The 17,294-nt window shown below is 74.4% G+C and carries 16 protein-coding genes and 1 pseudogene; all 17 read right to left on the bottom strand.

Annotated features, from left to right (window positions below; genetic code table 11):
- Nucleotides 1-33: 33 nt before the first annotated feature.
- The 17 genes and pseudogenes from ACN265_RS07545 to ACN265_RS07465 all read right to left on the bottom strand — a co-directional run bounded on the left by ACN265_RS07545 (nucleotide 34) and on the right by ACN265_RS07465 (nucleotide 17,058).
- Nucleotides 34-1,653 carry an AAA family ATPase gene (locus ACN265_RS07545; RefSeq protein WP_421406513.1) on the bottom strand — a complete coding sequence of 540 codons (1,620 nt, stop codon included), beginning with the start codon at nucleotides 1,651-1,653 and terminating at the stop codon, nucleotides 34-36.
- Nucleotides 1,654-2,066: 413 nt separating this feature from the next.
- A complete protein-coding gene (locus tag ACN265_RS07540) occupies nucleotides 2,067-2,855 on the bottom strand; it encodes a hypothetical protein (RefSeq protein ID WP_204927748.1) in 789 nt (262 codons plus the stop codon).
- A 2-nt stretch (nucleotides 2,856-2,857) separates the two neighbouring features.
- Nucleotides 2,858-3,799 (bottom strand): RluA family pseudouridine synthase, encoded by a 942-nt coding sequence (locus tag ACN265_RS07535; RefSeq protein WP_088643052.1) that lies wholly within the window; start codon nucleotides 3,797-3,799, stop codon nucleotides 2,858-2,860.
- Nucleotides 3,796-4,446, bottom strand: coding sequence for a signal peptidase II (gene lspA / locus ACN265_RS07530; RefSeq protein ID WP_204927749.1), 651 nt, complete (start codon nucleotides 4,444-4,446; stop codon nucleotides 3,796-3,798). Before lspA ends, ACN265_RS07535 begins: the two co-directional genes overlap by 4 nt.
- Nucleotides 4,447-4,512: 66 nt before the next feature.
- Nucleotides 4,513-4,944, bottom strand: a complete 432-nt coding sequence (locus ACN265_RS07525; protein ID WP_204927750.1) for a TraR/DksA family transcriptional regulator — start codon at nucleotides 4,942-4,944, stop codon at nucleotides 4,513-4,515.
- A gap of 223 nt (nucleotides 4,945-5,167) precedes the next feature.
- The gene (locus ACN265_RS07520; protein ID WP_145920974.1) at nucleotides 5,168-6,670 is read right to left on the bottom strand and encodes a potassium/proton antiporter; all 1,503 of its coding nucleotides are present in this window, start codon (nucleotides 6,668-6,670) and stop codon (nucleotides 5,168-5,170) included.
- Nucleotides 6,671-6,692: 22 nt separating this feature from the next.
- Nucleotides 6,693-6,998 (bottom strand): DUF167 domain-containing protein, encoded by a 306-nt coding sequence (locus ACN265_RS07515; RefSeq protein WP_420118618.1) that lies wholly within the window; start codon nucleotides 6,996-6,998, stop codon nucleotides 6,693-6,695.
- An 11-nt stretch (nucleotides 6,999-7,009) separates the two neighbouring features.
- Nucleotides 7,010-7,231, bottom strand: a pseudogene (locus tag ACN265_RS07510) (hypothetical protein); the annotation flags it as partial.
- A gap of 695 nt (nucleotides 7,232-7,926) precedes the next feature.
- Nucleotides 7,927-8,727 carry a DivIVA domain-containing protein gene (locus ACN265_RS07505; RefSeq protein ID WP_088643047.1) on the bottom strand — a complete coding sequence of 267 codons (801 nt, stop codon included), beginning with the start codon at nucleotides 8,725-8,727 and terminating at the stop codon, nucleotides 7,927-7,929.
- A gap of 43 nt (nucleotides 8,728-8,770) precedes the next feature.
- Nucleotides 8,771-9,076, bottom strand: coding sequence for a YggT family protein (locus ACN265_RS07500; protein ID WP_088643046.1), 306 nt, complete (start codon nucleotides 9,074-9,076; stop codon nucleotides 8,771-8,773).
- A gap of 28 nt (nucleotides 9,077-9,104) precedes the next feature.
- Nucleotides 9,105-9,812, bottom strand: coding sequence for a cell division protein SepF (locus ACN265_RS07495; RefSeq protein ID WP_204927754.1), 708 nt, complete (start codon nucleotides 9,810-9,812; stop codon nucleotides 9,105-9,107).
- 190 nt (nucleotides 9,813-10,002) lie between these two features.
- Complete coding sequence (locus ACN265_RS07490; RefSeq protein WP_357931154.1) at nucleotides 10,003-10,749, bottom strand: YggS family pyridoxal phosphate-dependent enzyme; 747 nt, start codon at nucleotides 10,747-10,749, stop codon at nucleotides 10,003-10,005.
- A gap of 106 nt (nucleotides 10,750-10,855) precedes the next feature.
- Nucleotides 10,856-11,971, bottom strand: a complete 1,116-nt coding sequence (gene ftsZ, locus ACN265_RS07485; RefSeq protein WP_088643043.1) for a cell division protein FtsZ — start codon at nucleotides 11,969-11,971, stop codon at nucleotides 10,856-10,858.
- A 240-nt stretch (nucleotides 11,972-12,211) separates the two neighbouring features.
- Nucleotides 12,212-13,036 (bottom strand): cell division protein FtsQ/DivIB, encoded by an 825-nt coding sequence (locus ACN265_RS07480; RefSeq protein WP_421406512.1) that lies wholly within the window; start codon nucleotides 13,034-13,036, stop codon nucleotides 12,212-12,214.
- A complete protein-coding gene (gene murC, locus ACN265_RS07475; RefSeq protein WP_204927757.1) occupies nucleotides 13,033-14,505 on the bottom strand; it encodes a UDP-N-acetylmuramate--L-alanine ligase in 1,473 nt (490 codons plus the stop codon). The genes ACN265_RS07480 and murC overlap by 4 nt, the downstream gene beginning before the upstream one ends.
- 31 nt (nucleotides 14,506-14,536) lie before the next feature.
- Nucleotides 14,537-15,643: an undecaprenyldiphospho-muramoylpentapeptide beta-N-acetylglucosaminyltransferase gene (murG, locus tag ACN265_RS07470; protein WP_088643040.1), complete on the bottom strand. Its 1,107-nt coding sequence runs from the start codon at nucleotides 15,641-15,643 to the stop codon at nucleotides 14,537-14,539.
- Complete coding sequence (locus ACN265_RS07465; protein WP_204927883.1) at nucleotides 15,643-17,058, bottom strand: FtsW/RodA/SpoVE family cell cycle protein; 1,416 nt, start codon at nucleotides 17,056-17,058, stop codon at nucleotides 15,643-15,645. The genes murG and ACN265_RS07465 overlap by 1 nt, the downstream gene beginning before the upstream one ends.
- Between the last annotated feature and the right edge of the window lie 236 nt (nucleotides 17,059-17,294).

The raw sequence follows: 17,294 nt of genomic DNA, 5'->3' as shown, positions 1-17,294 counted from the left end.
GGTACGGCGGGGCGGCGGAGCCCGTACCACCCCTCACCGGGCGAACGGTTCCAGCATCACCGAGGCCGCCCGCAGCCACGCGGCCCGGGTCTCCGCCTGGAGCTGGTGGTACTCGATCGACGAGCCGGTCTCCAGCACCGGGTCGTACGGCACGACGGCGACGGCCCGGGTGCGGGTGGCGAAGTGCCGCTCCAGGTCGTCCTGGAGCGTCGACCGGCCGGGGGTGGGGCAGGAGATCAGGGTGACCGCGTTGTCGGCCAGCTCACCCATGCCCTCCTCGTGCAGCAGGTCGAGCATCCAGTCGGCGCTGAACGCGGCGTCCTCGCGGGGCACGGTGGTCACCACGAGCTGGTCGGCGGCGTGCATGACCGTCCGCCAGTTGGGGCTCTCCACGTTGTTGCCGGTGTCCACGCAGACCACGTCGTGGGTACGGCGCAGCAGCTCCAGCACCCGCTTGACGGTGAACTGGTCGAGCCGCTGGGCGAACCGGGGGCTCTCCTCCCCGGCCAGCACGTCGTACGAGCCGTCGGAGGCGTGCCGCAGGTAGTCGTCGAGGGATTCCAGCAGCTCCGCGCCGTCGCGGATCTCGATGTGCGCCAGGTCGCTGATCAGGTGCCGGATCGTCCGGGCGTGCCGGGCGCTGCCGGCGCGCAGGCCGAGGGTGCCGCGCAGCTCGTTGTCGTCCCAGGCGAGCACGCCCCGGCCCCGGACGCTGCCGACGGTGGCGGCGGCGAGCACCGTGGCGGTGGTCTTGTGCACCCCGCCCTTGGGGTTGGCGAACGCCAGCACCCGGGGGGTGCCGAGGTCGCGGCGGAGGATGCCGGCGGCCCGTTCCTGCTCGTCCTGGGGGCCCTGCTGACGCCACTCGATGCGGGCGGGCTCGATCCGGGCCGGGTAGCCCCGGTCGGCGGTCACCGCCGGCGGATACGCCGCCGGCTCGGGCTGGTACGTCGGTTCCGGTTGGTAGGTCGGCTCCGGCTGGTACGTCGGTTCGGGCTGGTAGACCGGCTCCGGCTGGTACGTCGGCGTCGCCGGGTAGCCGGGCTCGGGATACGCCGCCGGCTCGGGGTAGGCGGGTTGCGGCGGCTGGTAGGTCGGCTCGGGGGGTGCGTAGCCGGGTGCGCGGTAGCCGTTGTCGAGCAGCGCGTAGCGGGACTCGGGGGGCGGCGGCTCGGCCCGGTAGCCGTTGTCGAGCAGCGCGTAGCGGGACGGGACGACCGGCGGCTCCGGCGGCCGGGCCGGCTCCGGCAGGTATCCGGGGTCGGCCGGGTAGCCGCCGGGGGCGCGGTAGCCGGGATCGGCCGGATACCCCGGGTCGGCCCGGTAACCCTGGTCGACCGGATAGCCGGGGTCGGCGCGGTGGCCCGGGTCCGCCCGGTAGGCGGCGCCGGCGCGGTAGCCCGGGTCGGGGCCGTAGCCGGGATCGGGGCCGTAGCCCGGGTCGGGCGGTGGCGGCACGGCGGCCGATCCCCGGCCGGACCAGCCACCGCCGGGCATCCGGCCGGGCAGCGGCTCCCGGGTCGCGTCCTCGCCCCGGCGGTCCGGCTCCGCCGGTTCGGCGGCGCGCCCGCCGAGGCGGGCGCGCTCGAAGAGCGTCCGCCATCGCGGTGCCGGTTCGGCCGACCGGCCCCAGCCGGTCTCGGTGCCGTCCAAGGCTCGCCCTCCCGCGCCGTCGATCTCCGCCTGACAGGCTACGAACGAAACCCTATTCGGACCACACCGGTCTGCACACATCTGCCGGGGACAATACTTACCGCGATCGGACGCGAGACGCACCGCGACGGGCGTCCGGGGAGGTGGGGCGGGGGTCGGCGCCGGCCGGCCCCACCCCGCCCCGGTCGGCGACGGTACCGGACCGATCACAGCGGGTGCTCCTTCCGACGAATCGCCCATCCCCGCGCCCCCACCGGAACCCGCCACCGGACGTCCTGGCCGGTCGACGGGACGTCCACCCGCTGCGGTGGGACGTCCCGGACCGCTTCGCCGGGCCGCTCGGGCAGGACGGCCCGCTCGGACAGACGGCCCCACGGTCGGTGGCCGGGCCGGGCCGGGCGGTCGGGAGCGGGTCAGCCGGGTGACGTGGCGGTGTCGGCGGGGGGCCGGGCCACGTCCCGCTGCTCCGGCAGCGGCGGCAGGAACACCGTCCGGTCCAGCCGGGTCACCTCCGGGGCGGGGTCGACCGCGCGGACCCCGTCCCGCCCGGCCGTGGCGCGCAGGGCGGGCGGCTCGGCCCGGACCACCGCCGCGTAGACGCAGGCGCACGCCGACCGGTAACCGGCCGCCTCCCGCGCCGCGACCTGCGCCCCGGTCTCGTACCCCCGGCGGGTCGTCGGGTCGGTGCCGGCGGCGGCCCGGGTGCGCTGGTCGGCGGCCTCCCGGTCCTTGCGGTCGGCGAGGCCGGCCATGCCGGCGGTCACGTCCTGCGGCAGCCGCTGCGCCGGCAGCCGGACCACCTCGGTCTGCCGGTCGGGCAGCGGCACCCGGACCACCACCGCCGTGACCTCGACGCCGGCCAGCAGCGCCGGCAGCTCGTCCGGCGCGACGTACCTGTCGAAACTCACCAGCGCGTACGCCCCGGCGGTCAGCGCGGCCAGTTCGGCCCGGCTGGCGGTGGCGTAGCCGGGCAGCGAGTCCCCGGGCAGCACCCCGACCCGGGTGACCTGCCCGACCGTACGGTCACCGACGGGGGCCGGCCGGCGGGCCGACCAGCCGGCGGCGAGCAGCACCGCGCCGACGGCGAACACCGCCGTGGTGACCAGCCAGCGGGCCGGCCGGGACGTCCCGGCGGCCGGGACGCCGGTCGCCGGGGTGTCGTCGCCGTCCGGCCCCGGGCCGGCCGACGGGTCGTGCCGCACGGTCAGTCGCGCAGGATGGTCAGCGCGCGGGCCAGGTCGTCCGGGTACTCGCTGACGAAGGTCACGTCGTCGCCGGTGCGCGGGTGGGCGAAGGTCAACGACCTGGCGTGCAGCCACTGCCGGCGCAGTTCGAGCCGGGCCGACAGGGTCGGGTCGGCGCCGTAGGTGAGGTCGCCGACGCAGGGGTGCCGCAGGGTCGAGAAGTGCACCCGGATCTGGTGGGTACGCCCCGTCTCCAGCCGGACGTCGAGCAGGCTGGCCGCCGGGAACGCCTCGATGGTGTCGTAGTGGGTGACGCTCGGCTTGCCGTCGGAGACCACCGCCCAGCGGTAGTCGTGGTGCGGATGCCTGTCGATCGGGGCGTCGATGGTGCCGCGCGACGGGTCGGGGTGCCCCTGGACCACCGCGTGGTAGCGCTTCTCCACCTCGCGGTACTTGAACGCCCGCTTGAGCGCGGTGTACGCCTGCTCGCTCTTGGCCACCGCCATGATCCCGGTGGTGCCCACGTCGAGGCGGTGCACCACGCCCTGCCGCTCGGCGGCCCCGCTGGTGGAGATCCGGTGCCCGATCGCGGCCAGGCCACCGATGACGGTCGGGCCGGTCCAGCCGGGACTGGGGTGGGCGGCCACCCCGACCGGCTTGTCCACCACGACGATGTCGTCGTCGGCGTAGACCACGGTCAGCCCGGGGACCGCCTGCGGGACCACGGTCGGCGGCGCGACCGGGGCGGGCAGCGTCACCTCCAGCCAGGAGCCGGCCCTGACCTTGTGCGAGTTCTGCCGGGCCGCGCCGTCGACCAGCGCGTCCCCCGCGTCGACGAGTGCGGCGGCGGCGGTGCGGGAGAGCCCGAACAGCCGGGACACCGCCTGGTCGAGCCGCATGCCGTCGAGGCCGTCCGGGACGGGCAGGGACCGGTGGTCGCCACCGGTGGCGGTGGAGGTCATGCCCGCTCCCGGGGTTCGGCGTCGGTCGGCGCGGTCTCGGCGGACACCGGCCCGGTGGACGGCCCGGCCGCCTCCGGGGCGGTGTCGCCCCTGGCCCCGATCCGTCGCCCGTCGCGCTGCCGGCCGGTCAGTTCCAGCAGGACGGCCAGCAGCACCCCGGCGACCAGGCAGCTGTCGGCCAGGTTGAACACCGGCCAGACCTGGCCGTACGGGTCGAAGAGGCTGACCATGTCCACCACGTGCCCGACGAAGTGACCGGGTGCCCGGAAGATCCGGTCGGCGAGGTTACCCAGCGCCCCGCCCAGCACCAGCCCCAGGGAGACCGCCCAGGGCAGCGAGCGCAGCCGCAGCGCCATCCAGGTGATCCAGCCGACCACCCCGATGGTGATCAGCGGGAACACCCAGGTGTGGTCGGCGCCGATGCTCCACGCCGCGCCGCTGTTGCGGGTCAGGGTGAGGTAGACCGCCCCGCCGAGCAGGCGGACCGGCGGGCGGTCGTCGAGTTGTTGCAGGGCGAGGTGCTTGGTGAGCAGATCCGTCAGCAGCGCGAGCAGCGCGATGCCGACGAGGAGCACGACCGCCCTGCGGCGGGGCGTACGGCCGGCCGGCTCGGTGGTGCCGGGTCCGGCGGTCGGTGCTGTGGTCATCGACTCCCCATCGACTGTCCCGACGACGCAGGTCCGCCGTCTCGCGAGGTCACCGGGGAGCGGATGTCAGCGCCGCTCCTCCAGCTGCTTGCAGGTCACGCAGAGGGTCGCCGACGGGAAGGCCGCGAGCCGCTCCACCGGGATCGGGTTCCCGCACCGCTCGCACCATCCGTAGCCGCCCTCGTCGAGCCGCTCCAGGGCACGCTCGACCTGGGTGATCCGTTCCCGGATGCTGTTGGCGAGAGAGATCTCCTGCTCACGCTCGAACGTCTTGGTGCCGGTGTCGGCCTGGTCGTCCCCGGCCGAGTCGGTCAGCCGGTCGCGCTGCAGCTCGGTGATCTCGCTCAGCGTCTGATCGTACTCGGCGCGCAGCTCGTCGCGGCGGGCCGCCAGGGCCGCCCGGATCTTCTCGGTCTCCGCCGTGCTGCGGGTGGCCTGCGCGGTGGCCTTCGCCGCAGGTTTGCGACCGGCCGTCCTGGTGTCGGCTGGCTTCGCCATCGTCAGCTCCCTCAGCCGCGGGACGCGGCGCTCGGCGGTGCCCGGACAGGGTCCGCCGACGTGGCGTCCCCGGGTAACAAAACGGGCGCACGGCAACGGTGGCCGCGCACTCCGGAGGTTGGCAAGAATACGGAACGTACAGGCGTCCGACAACGTGCCGCACTGTCGTACCGCTATTCAGCCCCTAATAACCGCTAATTGGGGCAAAACGAAGACTAGCAGATCAGCCGTCCCGGTCCTCGCCGTACTCGCCGAACCACCGCGCCAGGCGACCCCGCCGGCTGACCGCCCGCAGCCGCCGCTCCGCCTCGTCCCGCACCCCGGCGGTCGCCACGATCAACATGCTGTCGCCGGTCTTGAGCCGGGTGTCCGCGCCCGGCACGAACCCCACCCCGTCGCGCAGCACCAGGGTCACCGACGCGCCCACCGGCAACCGGAGCTCGTCCACGTGCACCCCGGCCAGCCGCGACCCCGCCGGCACCTCCAACTGGAGCAGGTCCGCCCGCATCCGCTCCAGCGGGGCGGTCTCCACCCGGATCTCGGCCGGCTCGGCGGGGGCGGTCACCCGCAACCGGCGGGCGGCCGGCGCGAGCGTGCCCGCCTGGAGCACCGTGAAGATCACCACCAGTACGAACACCGCGTCGAACAGCCGGTCCGCCCCGGGCACCCGGGCCGACAGCGGGATGGTGGCCAGCACGATCGGCACCGCGCCGCGCAACCCCGCCCAGGACAGGAAGAGCTGCTCGCGCAGGCCCACCCGGAACGGCAACGCCGACACCAGCACCGACAGCGGCCGGGCCAGCAGCAGCAGGGCCAGCCCGGTGACCACCGCCGGCACCAGCGCGGTGTGCAGCCGCTCCGGCGTGGCCAACAGCCCGAGCAGCACGAACAACCCGATCTGGGCCAGCCAGGCCAGCCCGTCGGCGAACCCCAGGATCGCCTGCCGGTGCGGCAGTCGGGCGTTGCCGAGCAGCACCCCGGCCACGTAGACGGCGAGGAACCCGGAGGCGTGCAGCACCGCACCGGCGGCGTACGCCAGCACGGTGAACCCGACGGCGGCGATCGGGTACAGGCCGGACGACGGCAGCGCCGCCCGACGCAGCGCGAACCGGCCGGCCAGCCCGGCGGCCAACCCCACCGCCGCGCCCACCCCCAGCTCGTAGCCGACCAGGAAGACCTCGAACCACCACGGGTGCTCCACCGGCCCGGTGCGCGACAGCAGCACCACCAGGATCACCACCGGGGCGTCGTTCATGCCCGACTCGGCCTCCAGGGCGGCCACCAGCCGGGGCGGCAGCCGCAACCGGCGCAGCGTGGCGAACACCGCCGCCGCGTCGGTGGAGGAGAGCACCGCGCCGTAGAGCAGCGCCAACCGCCAGTCCAGCCCGAGCAGCAGGTGCACCACCAGGCCGACGACGACGATGCTGACCAGCACCCCGACGGTGGACAGCGCGCCGGCCAGCCCGAGCACCGGGCGCAGGGTGCTCCACCGCGCGGTGAGCCCACCCTCGGCGATGATCACGATGAGCGCGCAGAACCCCAGCATCCGGGTCAGCTCGGCGTCGTCGAACCGGATGCCCAGCCCGGCCTCGCCGATCGCCACCCCGAGCGCGAGATAGACCAGCAGACTCGGCACACCCAGTCGGGTGGAGAACCGCACCGCGCCGATCGCCACCAGCAGCACGGCCGCCCCGAGGAGCAGGGCCAGATCCAGTCCCGGCGTCACGGGCGCCCCACCCGGGGCGTCCTCACCCGGCCGATCCGTCGCGCAGCCGCCGCACCAGCGCGGTGACCTCCGGCGTCGCCCCGTCCACCAGGAAGAGCTTGTCCCGGCTGGCCGCGCCGGTGCGCAGCGCCACCGCCGCCGGGCGGACGCCCAGGGCGTCGGCCAGCGCCCGGCGGGCCGCCTCGGTGGCCCGGCCGTCCACGGCCGGCGCGGACACCGCGACCACCAGGGCGGGCCCGTGCGGTCCGGTGAAGCAGCCGCCGACCCGGGGCCGGGACGCCCCAGGCTTGACCCGCACCGCGACGGTCACCGTGTCGTCCGTGGGCATCGACGCCGGCCTCAGCGGGGGTAGGTGTCGGCGAGCAGGGCGGTGTCCGGGTTGCACAGGCCGCACGGGGTGAACCCGAGGGAGACCGCCTCGTGCACCGGCAGCGGCTCGTGCTCCCGTTCGATCAGGTGGGCGCAGGAGAGCAGGTGGTAGCGAGGGTGCCCGTCGACCACCCGCACCTCGGCGTCGAGCTGGGCGACCCGGGCGGCGTCGGCGGGCGGGACCCGCTGGGCCGGTGGGTCCCACGGCGACGCGGCGTCGTCCGAGTGCTCCCAGGGCGGCGCGAGATCGTCCCCGGCCGCCCAGGCCGGGTCGTCCGGGTCGGGCCGGTCGGGGTCGGTGACCGGGTCCCACCGGGGGTCGTCCGGGTCGAGCCGGTCGGGATCGGGATCGGGGGCACGGTCGGTCGCCGGTTCGGTGCGGCCCGAGCTCGTCCGGTCCGGCGCGGCGGACACGACGACGGGCTCCCAGGGTGCCTCCGCGTCGGGCTCCCAGGCGCCGGCGTCGGGGCGGGTGGAAACGTCGACGGGGTCGCCGGCCACCGGCGCGCCGGGTGGTTGCCGCCACCCGGCGTCACCGGTGCCGAACGTCGTCGCAGGGTACGTCGTCGGTTCGTCCGACGGCGTGGTCGCGGCCGGCGGGGTGGTCGGGCGGGACTCCGTCGCGCCCCGACCCCGCGCCTGGTCCGCCGCCCTCGCCCGGGTGACGGCTGCCTGGCGGGCACCGGCCACCAACGCGACGGCGGCCAGCAGACTGGCCGCGATGGAACTGGTCAACAACGTGCTGGAGCCGTCGACGAGACCGAACGCCAGCAGGACGACCGCGACGAGGATGAGCAGCAGACTGGCGACTAGCACAGCTCACCCCCGCCGCGTCGTGGGTCGTCGGCTGGGTCGGCGACCGTCGGGGGACGGTCGCCGACCGTGGATCAGCGACCTGCTTCGAGGGCGCCGGAGCGACCGCCGCCGTACGAGCCGGCGAGGCCGGCCGCGGCGAGGCCGTTGCCGCCGACGGCACGGGTGCCCTCGGCGCGGGTCATCTCGGCCTCGAGGCCCTGGCCCCGACCGTCGAGGTCCCGCAGCTGGCTCTCCAGGTACGCCTTGAGCCGGGTGCGGTACTCGCGCTCGAACTGCTTGAGTTCCTCGATGTGCTTCTGCAGCGCGGTCCGCTTGGCGTCCAGGCCGCCCATGGCCTCCTGGTGCCGCTGACGGGCGTCACGCTCCAGCGCGTCGGCCTTGGCCCGCGCCTCGCGGGTGACCTCCTCGGCCTTGGAGCGCGCCTCGGAGAGCAGCTGGTCGGCCTCCCGACGGGCGTCGGAGACGTGGTCGTCGGCGGTGCGCTGGGCCATCATCAGCACCCGCAGCGCCTGCTGCTCGCCGTCGCCGCCGACGGCCGGGCCACCGGTGGTGCGGACCTGCTCCAGCTCGGCCTGCATGGCGCGGGCGGCCTGCTCGGCGGCGGCCTTGTCGCGCTGCACCCGGTCGAGCTGGGCCTTGACGTCGTTGAGCTCAGCCGCCAGCCGGGCATCGCCACCGGGGCCGGCAGGGGCCCCGCCACGACCGCCGCGCTCCACCTGGGCGCGCAGCTCGTTGTTCTCCTCGATCAGACGGGCAAGCTCACGCTCGACCTCGTCCAGGAAGGCGTCGACCTCCTCCTCGTCGTACCCCCGCTTGCCGATCGGCGGCTTTTTGAAGGCGACGTTGTGCACGTCGGCCGGTGTCAGCGGCATCGAAACTCCTCGGGTCAGTTGCGGCCGCGAAAGCGCGCGCTGGTCAGGAGAAGTTCCTGATCAGCGGATCTAACACAAACCTCATCAGCACGAACAGGATAACCAGGAGCACAAGGGAGGCCAGGTCGATGCTCACGGTACCAATTCGCAGTGGGGGGATCACCCGCCTCAACGCCTTCAGAGGCGGATCAGTGACGCTCCACACGGACTCGAGTCCGGCGGACGCGCCACGCCCCGGTTGCCACCGACGACCGTACTGGAGGACGGCACCGAGAACGAATCGGGCCAGCAGCACGATAAGGAAGACGTACAAGATCAGGTAGAGCAGCTGGAACATGATCGACAACACGGCAGCGACGTCCCTCGGTCGGGTGGACTTAGCTCAGGGAGAAAAAGCCGCCCTCAGCGATCTTGGCTTTGTCCTCCGCGGTGACCTGGACGTTGGCCGGTGAGAGCAGGAACACCCGGTTGGTCACGCGCTCGATCGTACCGCGCAGCCCGAACGCCAGCCCGGCGGCGAAGTCCACCAGCCGGCGGGCGTCGGCCTCGTCCATCTCGGTGAGGTTGATGATCACCGGGACACCGTCGCGGAAGTGCTCGCCGATGGTCCGCGCCTCGCGGTAGGTGGTCGGGTGCAGGGTGGTGATCTGGTAGCGCTGCTCCTCCTCGGCCACCACCGGCCGCTCCCGGGGCGACGCCTGCGGCGCCAGCGCGAGATTGTCCCGGGTGTGGTAGCTCAGCGCGCCCGAGGTGTCCGTACCCCCGGACCGGGTGATCGACCGGACGCTGGCCCGCTCCGGGCGCTCCGGCCGCTCGGCACGCTCCGACCGCTCGTCGTCGGCCCGGTCGGCGTCGGCCAGCCGGCTCGACCGCTCGCTCAGCCGGCCCCGGTCACCGAGGCGCGGACGCGGCGCCGGCGGCTCCTCCGCGTCGTCCTCGTCGTCGTCGGCGAACTCCTCGGCGTACCGGCTCGACCGGTACCGCGACTCGCGGTAGCCGGGCTTGTCGTAGCCCTCGTCGTAGCCCCGCTCGTCGTCCTCCTCGACGAGACCGAGCCAGACCCCCGCCTTGCGCAGTGCACCCATCCCGCGCCCTTCCGTCCGCCGTGCGGCACGCACCCCCGTGCCGTGTCGCCATGATCGCGAGTGGACTCCATGCCCACCGGATCAGAGCGGCAATCCCCGACGTGCGATTCGCGGCTCGCCCGTCGTGGCCCCCGACCGGGGGCGCCACCCCTGAACAACACTGATGTAATTTGCTTCTACCGCGGTCAGGCTACCGCAGCGTGGAACGCATTCCGAGCAACGCGCTGCCGACGCGGACATGTGTCGCGCCGTATCCGATGGCCGTTTCCAGGTCGCCGCTCATCCCGGCGGAGAGCACGGTGGCCGTCGGATACCCGACCCGGAACGCCGCCGCCACCTCGGCCAGCCGGGCGAACGCCCGTTCCGGTTCCCAGCCCAGCGGCGCCACCGCCATCAGCCCGGCCAGCCGCAGCGCCGCCGCGCCGGCCAGTGCCTCGGCCACCGGGCGCAGCCCCCGGTCGGGGTCGGCCGCGTCCGGCAGGGCGCCGCCACGCGCCGGGTCACCGTCCAGGCTGACCTGCACCAACGTCGTCAACGGACGGTCCCGTCCGGACTCGGCGGCGGTGCCCAGCGCGCGGGCCAGCCGCACACTGTCCACCGAGTGCACCACGTCGGCGTAGCGCACCACCGAGCGGGCCTTGTTACGTTGCAACTGACCGATGAAGTGCCAGCGGACGGCCGCGCCGGCCGCCGCCACCTCGGCCGCCTTCGGGGCCGCCTCCTGGTCCCGGTTCTCCCCCAGGTCGGTGACCCCGAGCCCGGCCAGCGCGACCGCGTCGCCGGCCGGGTACGTCTTGGTCACCGCGATCATCGTCACCTCGGACGGGTCCCGGCCGGCGGCGGCGCAGGCGTCGGCGATCCGGGCCCGCACCGCGGCCAGCCCGGCCGCGAGCGCGGCGCGACGGTCGGCACCCACCGGATCCGGCGCAGCGGTCATCGGCCGGGCCGCCCGGTCGGCGACGCGGTGGCGCGACCCACCGGGGACGTGCCCGCCGGGGGCGGGGTGGCGTGGTCGCCGACGTGGTTGTCCGTCATCGGCGGGATCAGGAACCGTTCTTGAGGAAGTCGGGCACGTCGACGTCGTCGAAGAGCACCCGGCGCGGCGACTGCTGCGGCGGCGGCATGACGGCCGGTGCGGTGACCGCCGGAGCCTGCGGCGTGGGCTGGTTCTGGTTGCTCTTGCGCGGCGACTCGGACGCCTTGTACGCGGGCGTGCCCCCGTCGAAGCCGGCGGCGATCACGGTGACCCGCACCTCGTCGCCGAGCGCGTCGTCGATGACCGCGCCGAAGATGATGTTCGCGTCCGGGTGGGCCGCGTCGGTGACCAGCTGCGCGGCGTCGTTGATCTCGAACAGGCCCAGGTCGGAGCCGCCGGCGATGGACAGCAGTACCCCCCGCGCGCCGTCCATGCTCTGCTCCAGCAGCGGGCTGGAAATGGCCGCCTCGGCCGCCTCGACCGCCCGGTTCTCGCCCCGGGCGCTGCCGATGCCCATCAGCGCGCTGCCCGCCCCACTCATCACGCTCTTGACGTCGGCGAAGTCGAGGTTGATCAGGCCGGGCGTGGTGATCAGGTCGGTGATGCCCTGGACACCGGAGAGCAGCACCTGGTCGGCGGTGCGGAAGGCGTCCATCATGCTGATCCCCCGGTCGCCCAGCGCGAGCAACCGGTCGTTCGGGATGACGATCAGCGTGTCGCACTGGTTGCGCAGCTCGTCTATTCCCGCCTCGGCCTGCACCTGGCGGCGCTTGCCCTCGAAGGAGAACGGCCGGGTCACCACGCCGATGGTCAGCGCGCCGAGCTTGCGGGCGATGTTGGCGACCACCGGCGCGCCGCCGGTGCCCGTGCCGCCGCCCTCGCCGCAGGTGACGAAGACCATGTCGGCGCCCTTGAGCACCTCCTCGATCTCGTCGCGGTGGTCCTCGGCGGCGTTCTTGCCGACGTCGGGGTTGGCGCCCGCGCCGAGCCCCCGGGTCAGCTCCCGGCCGACGTCGAGCTTGACGTCGGCGTCACTCATCAACAGCGCCTGCGCGTCGGTGTTGATCGCGATGAACTCGACGCCCTTGAGCCCAACCTCGATCATGCGGTTGACGGCGTTGACGCCGCCGCCGCCGATGCCGACGACCTTGATGACCGCCAGGTAGTTGTGCGGAGGTGTCATCTCCGGTCCTTTCCCTTCGAGATTGGCTCGCAGCGCCCCGGTACGGCGTGGCCCAGACCGGTGGTCGACGAGCTGTCACCAGCGAGGATCAGTGGTGAACCCTAACCCTCTACTAGAGGCTTACAGTTATGTCAACCACTGATCCTCTTCGGGGCAACGTAAGCGCCCCCACGCCGAGAGCCAAGGACCTCACCGGCGTGTCGCCGCCGGGAGCGTAACGACTCACGTTCGCTGCGGACCTCACCGGAACGTGACCACGTCCGGCGCGCTGACGTCGATCGTGTCGGCCTTCCGACCGAGCAACGCCGTCGCCACCCGCGCCTTGTCCTCGCTGCGGGTCGCGTCGCCCCACACCACCGTCCGCCCGTCGCGCAGCCGCAACCCGATCCGGGCCAGCCCCTCGACGCCCACCTCGACCAGCACGGCCCGCAGCTGCGGGGTGAGGACGGCCAGCACCTGCAACGCCGCCCGGGTACCCGGGTCGTCCGGCCCCGGCGTGGCCAACCGCACCAGCGGCAGTCCCTGCGGGGCGCGGGGCAGCTCGCGGAACACCACCCCGCTGGCGTCGAGCACCACGAACCGGTCGTCGCGGGGCACCGCCGCCACCCCGGTGCGCTCCACCACCGTCACCACCAGGGTGTCCGGCCAGTCGCGGCGGACCGAGGCCCGCTGTACCGGGGGCAGCGCGCCGATCCGCCGGGCCGTCGCCGCCAGGTCCACCCGGGCCAGCGGCACCCCGTCCGGCACCGCCGCCGCGTCGCGCACCTCGACCGGGGTGACCAGCCGGGCCCCCTCCACCCGGACCTCGCGCACCCCGAACAGGCCGGAGCCGAGCACCGTCCAGGCCACCAGGGCGACGAGAACCAGCACCCCGGCCAGCACCGCCCAGGGCAGGGCGGCCCGCATCCGCCGCTGCCGGGCCCGCGCCATGAACCGCCGGGTGGACGGCGGGACGGCGTCGCTGCCGGCCCGCACGAGCTGCCAGCGCCGCACCGGACCACGTCGGGGGCCGCCGTCCGCGCCCGTGGCACGGCCGGTCCGGCCCCGGGCCGGGCCGGGACTCATCCGGTGGTGAAGGCCGTGCCGTCCCGGCCCGACCCGGTCGCCGGCCCGGTCACCCGGGCGGTCAGCGCGTCGAGCAGCTGGTCACCCAGCAGCGAGCTCGGCGGAGCGCCCATGGTCACCACCACGTCGCCCGGGCGGGCCCGGCGGGCCACCTCCACCGGCGCGTCGTCGAACGAGTCCACGAAGACCTTGTGCGCCGCGTCCAGCGGTACCGCCGCCAGCAACGCCGCCGACCCCTCGCCCGGCTGGCGCAGCTCACCGGGGCCGAAGACCTCCAGCAGCACCAGCTCGTCGGCGATGCCCAGGGCGGCGGCGATCTCCGCCTGGAGGTCGCGGGTGCGGTAGAGCCGGTACGGCTGGAACACCACGATCAGCCGGCCGTCGCCGGCCACCTCCCGCAGCGTCTGCAGGGCCAGCGTCATCGAGGTCGGGTGGTAGGCGTACTCGTCGTAGACCAGCACCCCGTCGGCGACGCCCTTACGCTCGAAGCGTCGGCGTACCCCGGGGAACGCGGCCAGCGCCGCCTCGGCCGCCGCCACCGGCAGGCCGAGCAGGTGGGCGGCGAGCACCGCCGAGGCGCTGTTGAGCCCCATGTGCCGCCCCGGCACCGGCAGCCGGATCTCGCCCAGCGACCGGCCGTCCAGCGCCGCCAGGTAGCGAACCCCCTGGGCCGACGAGGCCATCTCGGACAGCCGCAGGTCGGCGTCGGCCGCCTCGCCGTACGTCCAGACCCGCCGCCCCTCGGCGCGCAGCGTCTCGGCCAGCCGCCGCCCGCCCGGGTCGTCGGCGCAGGTGATGACGAACCCGGCCGGGTCGGTGAGCCGGGCGAACTCGGCGAAGGTCGCCTCCAGGGTGGCCAGGTCGCCGTAGGTGTTCAGGTGGTCGGCCTCGATGTTGGTGATGATCGAGACGAACGGGCGGTAGATCAGGAACGACCTGTCGCTCTCGTCGGCCTCGACCACGAAGTGCTCGCCGGTGCCGTGGTGCGCCCCGGAGCCCACCTCGGAGATCTCCCCGCCGATGACGAAGGACGGGTCGACCCCGGCCTGCTGGAGCACCATGGTCACCATCGAGGTGGTGGTGGTCTTGCCGTGGGTGCCGGCCACCGCCACCGTCCGCCGGCCGGTCATCGCCGCCGCCAGCGCCTCGGAGCGGTGCAGCACCCGCAGCCCGCGCCGCCGCGCCTCAACCATCTCCAGGTGGTCCTGCGGGATGGCCGAGGAGTAGACCACGGTGTCCACCCCGTCGAGGTTGGTCGCCTCGTGGCTCATGTGGATGGTGCCGCCCAGCGCCCGCATCCCGGCCAGCGACGGCCACTCGCGCAGCTCGCTGCCGGAGACCGGCAGGCCCCGGGTGAGGAAGAGCCGGGCCAGGCCGCTCATGCCGACCCCGCCCACCCCGATCAGGTGGATCCGGCCCAGGTCCTCCGCGGTGAGCGTGCCGGCCGGGGTGAACTGCGCGGTGTTCATGCCAGGTACCTTCCCGTCGCGCTGGACCGGCTCACCGGGCCACCGCCTCGTAGACGAAGTTGAGCAGGGCCACGTCGCCGTCGCGTCGCCCGTACGCGGCGGCGGCGGCACCCATCGCGTACAGCCGCTGCGGGTCGCGCAGCAGGGGCAGCACGGTGCGCTCCAGCCACGCCGGGGTCAGTTCGGCGTCGTCGACGAGCAGCCCGCCGCCGGCCTCCACCACGGGCAGCGCGTTGCGCTTCTGCTCCTGGTTGGAGTGCGGGTACGGCACGTAGATGGTGGGCAGTCCGATGGCGGCGACCTCGGCGCAGGTCATCGCCCCGCCCCGGGCCAGCATCAGGTCGGCGGCGGCGTAGCCCAGTTCCATCTCGGACAGGTAGGGCAGCGCCACGTACGGCACCGGCAGGTCGGTGGGGATCGGCACCGGCTCGTTGCGGGCGCCCATCACGTGCAGCACCTGCACGCCGTTGCGGGCCAGCTCCTTGGCCGCGCCGGAGACCGCCAGGTTGATCGACCGGGCACCCTGCGAGCCGCCGGCGACGAAGAGCACCGGCAGGTCGGGGCGGAGTCCGAAGTGGGCGCGGGCGGCGGCCCGCACGGCGTTGCGGTCCAGCCCGGCGATGCCCCGGCGCAGCGGCACCCCGACCACCCGGGCGTCGCGCAGCGCCTCGGCCTGGGCCGGCTGGTGCGGGAAACCGACGGCGATGTTCTTGGTGAACTTCATCCCGAGCCGGTTGGCCACCCCCGGCGGGACGTTCACCTCGTGGATGACGATCGGCATCTCGCGCCGCCAGGCGGCCAGGTAGCCGGGGACGGAGACGTACCCGCCGAAGCCGACGACCACGTCGGCGGCGACCTCGTCGATCACCTTGCCGGCGGCGCGGGCCGCCTTCCACATCCGGTCCGGGGTGCGGACCAGGCCCATGTTGACCGAGCGGGGCAGCTGGTAGGCGGGGATCTGCCGCAGGTCGTAGCCGGCCGGCGGGATCAGCTCGTTCTCCAGGCCCTTGGGGGTGCCGAGGCAGGTGATCCGGACGCCCGGGTCGTGTCGGCGCAGGCAGTCGGCGAAGGCGAGCAGCGGGTAGATGTGCCCACCGGTGCCCCCTCCACAGAGCACCACCGAACGCAGCGGACCCATCAGCGTCTCCTCTCGCTCGCCGGCCCGCCCCGGGTCCGGTCCTGCCGGACGCCGCGCGGTACGGCCTGATCGTCGGGTCGCCGCCCGCGCGCCCGGGGTACGGACCCCGGGGCAGCCGGTGGCGACGCCGGTCGGCTCCGCGCACCGGGAAGCGGCGGCAACGGGGCCCAGACTAGTCGGACCCATCGGGCGGGCGGACGGGCGTGCAGGGCTCGGGCCGCGTCGGGCTCGGCGCGGGCGAAGGAGGCGAGCATGCCCACCGCGGCCAGGGTGACGACCAGGGCGCTGCCCCCGTCGGAGATGAACGGCAGCGGTACGCCGGTCAGCGGCAGCAGCTTGGTCACCCCACCGATGTTGATCACGGCCTGGCCGACCAGCCACGCGGTGACGGCGGTGGCGGCGAGCCGGCGGAACGGGTCGGCGACCCGGCGGGCGATCCGCAGCCCGGTGTAGGCCAGCACGGCGAACAGCACCAGGATGACGGTGCAGCCGACCACGCCCAGTTCCTCGGCGATGACGGCGAAGATGAAGTCGTTGTGGGCCTCCGGCAGCCAGCCGAACTTGATGCTGCTCTTACCCAGGCCGACGCCGAACCAGCCGCCGTGCTCGATGGCGTTGCGCGCCTGGACCATCTGCCAGCAGCCCTCCAGCGCCTGCTCGGCGCAGACCTTGGGGTCGGGCGTGTCGAGGAACGAGGTGAGCCGGGCCAGCCGGTAGTTCTCCTGGCCGCGCGCCCCGGAGCCGGCCCCGAGCGAGGCCACCGCGATCAGCAGGCCGACCCCGACCAGGCCGACCGCGGACAGCGCGGCGAAGACCCGCAGCCGCACCCCGGCCGCCCACAGCAGCCCGACCACGATGGCCAGCAGGCAGAGCATGCTGCCCAGGTCGTTGTAGCCGACCAGGACGAACAGCAGGCCGACCACCGGGAACAGCGGGGTGGCCAGCTCCCGCCACCAGCCCAGTGCCGCGCCCTTGCGGGCGATCACGTGCGCGCCCCACAGCACCAGCGCCAGCTTGGTCAGCTCGGCGGGCTGCACCTGGATCGGCCCCAGGTAGAGCCAGAGCAGGTGGGCCCGCAGCGGCCCCACCGAGGTCACCCCGAACAGCGCTTCCAGGGCGACCAGCAGGTTGAGCACCAGCAGCAGCACCACGGCCCCGCCGAGCAGCGGCCGGCCCAGCGAACGGAAGGTGGTGGCCGGCAGCCGCTGGCAGGCCCAGAACGCGACGATGCCGATCACCGCGAAGATGGCCTGCTTGGTCACCGAGGCGGCGGCGTCGCCGGCCTCGGCGTAGTCGCGCACGCTGGTGGCCGAGAAGACCATGGTCAGGCCGATCAGCAGCAGCAGGCCGGCGCTGGACAGCAACAGGTAGTAGGAGGTCAGCGGGCGGGCCAGCAGGCCGCGCAGCGCCGCCAGGCCGCTGGCCGGGCCCAGCCCGGACAGCCCGCCGGGCGGGTCGGCGGTACGTCCCGTCCCCGCGGCCCGCCGCGGCTGGGTCTCCGTCGTCGTCCCGGTGCTCGTGCCTCGGTCCTCCCCCACCCGCCCATCATCGCCGCTGCGGGCGGCCCGTTCCGGCCGTTCCCCCCGGTCGGCGTGTCGAAATACGAAACGGGGGCCCTCCGGTAGGAGGAACCCCCGTCCGGCACACCCGG

This window comes from Micromonospora sp. WMMD730, from assembly GCF_049178955.1.
GTDB lineage: Bacteria > Actinomycetota > Actinomycetes > Mycobacteriales > Micromonosporaceae > Micromonospora > Micromonospora wenchangensis.
Note: the sequence above shows the minus strand (reverse complement) of the source record. Positions and strands in the feature narration are given on the sequence as shown.

What these genes read in the sequence shown, in the direction of transcription:
- murC (WP_204927757.1), bottom strand. Translation starts at nt 14,505, where the DNA reads ATGAACACCGCGCAGTTCACCCCGGCCGGCACGCTCACCGCGGAGGAC.
- ACN265_RS07495 (WP_204927754.1), bottom strand. Translation starts at nt 9,812, where the DNA reads ATGGGTGCACTGCGCAAGGCGGGGGTCTGGCTCGGTCTCGTCGAGGAG.
- ACN265_RS07535 (WP_088643052.1), bottom strand. Translation starts at nt 3,799, where the DNA reads ATGACCTCCACCGCCACCGGTGGCGACCACCGGTCCCTGCCCGTCCCG.
- ftsZ (WP_088643043.1), bottom strand. Translation starts at nt 11,971, where the DNA reads ATGACACCTCCGCACAACTACCTGGCGGTCATCAAGGTCGTCGGCATC.
- lspA (WP_204927749.1), bottom strand. Translation starts at nt 4,446, where the DNA reads ATGACCACAGCACCGACCGCCGGACCCGGCACCACCGAGCCGGCCGGC.
- ACN265_RS07480 (WP_421406512.1), bottom strand. Translation starts at nt 13,036, where the DNA reads ATGAGTCCCGGCCCGGCCCGGGGCCGGACCGGCCGTGCCACGGGCGCG.
- ACN265_RS07490 (WP_357931154.1), bottom strand. Translation starts at nt 10,749, where the DNA reads ATGACCGCTGCGCCGGATCCGGTGGGTGCCGACCGTCGCGCCGCGCTC.
- murG (WP_088643040.1), bottom strand. Translation starts at nt 15,643, where the DNA reads ATGGGTCCGCTGCGTTCGGTGGTGCTCTGTGGAGGGGGCACCGGTGGG.
- ACN265_RS07525 (WP_204927750.1), bottom strand. Translation starts at nt 4,944, where the DNA reads ATGGCGAAGCCAGCCGACACCAGGACGGCCGGTCGCAAACCTGCGGCG.
- ACN265_RS07505 (WP_088643047.1), bottom strand. Translation starts at nt 8,727, where the DNA reads ATGCCGCTGACACCGGCCGACGTGCACAACGTCGCCTTCAAAAAGCCG.
- ACN265_RS07515 (WP_420118618.1), bottom strand. Translation starts at nt 6,998, where the DNA reads ATGCCCACGGACGACACGGTGACCGTCGCGGTGCGGGTCAAGCCTGGG.